Origin of the sequence: Aeromonas sp. Y318-1 (genome assembly GCF_027706125.1) — a bacterium.
GTDB classification, from domain to species: domain Bacteria; phylum Pseudomonadota; class Gammaproteobacteria; order Enterobacterales; family Aeromonadaceae; genus Aeromonas; species Aeromonas hydrophila.
Genome location: NZ_JAPDCM010000045.1, coordinates 1 through 1,193, shown reverse-complemented (window position 1 = coordinate 1,193; position 1,193 = coordinate 1). Strand labels below are relative to the sequence as shown.

Here is a 1,193-nt window from a genome sequence, read left to right as displayed (position 1 = left end):
TGAATGGGTTCATGTGCAGCTCCATCAGCAAAAGGGGATGATAAGTTTATCACCACCGACTATTTGCAACAGTGCCCTCTGATGTTACATTGCACAAGATAAAAATATATCATCATGAACAATAAAACTGTCTGCTTACATAAACAGTAATACAAGGGGTGTTATGAGCCATATTCAACGGGAAACGTCTTGCTCGAGGCCGCGATTAAATTCCAACATGGATGCTGATTTATATGGGTATAAATGGGCTCGCGATAATGTCGGGCAATCAGGTGCGACAATCTATCGATTGTATGGGAAGCCCGATGCGCCAGAGTTGTTTCTGAAACATGGCAAAGGTAGCGTTGCCAATGATGTTACAGATGAGATGGTCAGACTAAACTGGCTGACGGAATTTATGCCTCTTCCGACCATCAAGCATTTTATCCGTACTCCTGATGATGCATGGTTACTCACCACTGCGATCCCCGGGAAAACAGCATTCCAGGTATTAGAAGAATATCCTGATTCAGGTGAAAATATTGTTGATGCGCTGGCAGTGTTCCTGCGCCGGTTGCATTCGATTCCTGTTTGTAATTGTCCTTTTAACAGCGATCGCGTATTTCGTCTCGCTCAGGCGCAATCACGAATGAATAACGGTTTGGTTGATGCGAGTGATTTTGATGACGAGCGTAATGGCTGGCCTGTTGAACAAGTCTGGAAAGAAATGCATAAGCTTTTGCCATTCTCACCGGATTCAGTCGTCACTCATGGTGATTTCTCACTTGATAACCTTATTTTTGACGAGGGGAAATTAATAGGTTGTATTGATGTTGGACGAGTCGGAATCGCAGACCGATACCAGGATCTTGCCATCCTATGGAACTGCCTCGGTGAGTTTTCTCCTTCATTACAGAAACGGCTTTTTCAAAAATATGGTATTGATAATCCTGATATGAATAAATTGCAGTTTCATTTGATGCTCGATGAGTTTTTCTAATCAGAATTGGTTAATTGGTTGTAACACTGGCAGAGCATTACGCTGACTTGACGGGACGGCGCTTCCCTACCCTCATGGCCGCCTCCCAGGAATCGACCCAGGTGCTTATCGTGGACATAATCCTTTACTCATAAATTGGCACTGTTGCAAAGTTAGCGATGAGGCAGCCTTTTGTCTTATTCAAAGGCCTTACATTTCAAAAACTCTGCTTACC

The 1,193-nt window shown here is 43.7% G+C and carries 1 protein-coding gene; it reads left to right on the top strand.

All coding sequences use genetic code 11. The features are described from left to right. The first annotated feature begins 163 nt into the window (after positions 1 to 163). Positions 164 to 979, top strand: a complete 816-nt coding sequence (aph(3')-Ia, locus tag OKB87_RS23510; protein WP_000018329.1) for an aminoglycoside O-phosphotransferase APH(3')-Ia — start codon at positions 164 to 166, stop codon at positions 977 to 979. Positions 980 to 1,193 lie beyond the last annotated feature (214 nt).